The organism is Halalkalibacter flavus, assembly GCF_036663575.1.
GTDB classification, from domain to species: Bacteria; Bacillota; Bacilli; order Bacillales; family Bacillaceae_D; genus Halalkalibacter; species Halalkalibacter flavus.
The window spans coordinates 1-1193 of record NZ_JAWRVK010000100.1 but is presented as its reverse complement, the minus strand read 5'-3'; the positions used below and the strand labels follow the sequence as shown (position 1 = coordinate 1193).

Sequence of the window (1193 nt, the reverse complement as noted above, 5' to 3'; positions counted from 1 at the left end):
AGCTTAACCTTGCACGGGATCGTAACTCGCCGGTTCATTCTACAAAAGGCACGCTGTCACCCGTAAATGGGCTCCAACTAGTTGTAGGCACACGGTTTCAGGATCTCTTTCACTCCCCTTCCGGGGTGCTTTTCACCTTTCCCTCACGGTACTGGTTCACTATCGGTCACTAGGGAGTATTTAGCCTTGGGAGATGGTCCTCCCGGATTCCGACGGGGTTTCACGTGTCCCGCCGTACTCAGGATCCGTCTCGGAGAGACGAGGATTTCGGCTACAGGGCTGTTACCTTGTACCGCGGATCTTTCCAGATCGCTTCACCTATCCTCATCTTTTATGACTCCATATGAGACGTCCTACAACCCCAAGAGGCAAGCCTCTTGGTTTGGGCTGTTTCCGTTTCGCTCGCCGCTACTTGGGAAATCGCATTTGCTTTCTCTTCCTCTGGGTACTTAGATGTTTCAGTTCCCCAGGTCTGCCTCCACATACCCTATGTATTCAGGTATGGGTACCATCCCATTACGGATGGTGGGTTCCCCCATTCGGAAATCCTCGGATCAAAGCTCACTTACAGCTCCCCGAGGCGTTTCGCCGTTCGTCGCGTCCTTCTTAGGCTCCTAGTGCCAAGGCATCCACCGTGCGCCCTTTCTAACTTAACCAAATTGCTGCAGATAACACAACGCACTTCTTCGTCAGCTGCGTGGTCCTCAGTCATGTCACGTACGGGTGTACGCTCCATTCTTTCGGCCACTTGCTTCCTCGAACTACTCGGTTCTCTTTGCAATTACATTTTGGCTGCAGATCTTCTTCGCATTTCTTCGTCAGCTTCGCGGTTCTCAGTCATGTCACGTAGTAAACTACGCTCCATTCTTTCGACCACTCGCTTCCTCGAACTACTCGAAGCTCTTTGCCAAAAACGATCTATTTTAAAAAAGTCGTTTAAGACATTTTCTTGAAAATGTCAGTGAATTCTTGACGTTCGTTCAACTTCTCTTATAAATAAGATACCGATGAACTTACTATAGTTTCTATTGCATTATCTAGTTTTCAAAGAACCTTGAAGGAAGTTCCTTCAAAACTGAACAAAAGACCAAAGCGTATATGGTCCAAGACCATACATCGACTAGAGTTAAACTCCATAGAAAGGAGGTGATCCAGCCGCACCTTCCGATACGGCTACCTTGTTACGACTTCAC

The 1193-nt window shown here is 48.3% G+C and carries 2 rRNA genes; both read right to left on the bottom strand.

What is annotated here, in order from left to right:
- Positions 1-656 (bottom strand): 23S ribosomal RNA (locus SAY88_RS24510); the annotation flags it as partial.
- Positions 657-1139: 483 nt separating this feature from the next.
- Positions 1140-1193: ribosomal RNA gene (locus tag SAY88_RS24505) — 16S ribosomal RNA — on the bottom strand; the annotation flags it as partial.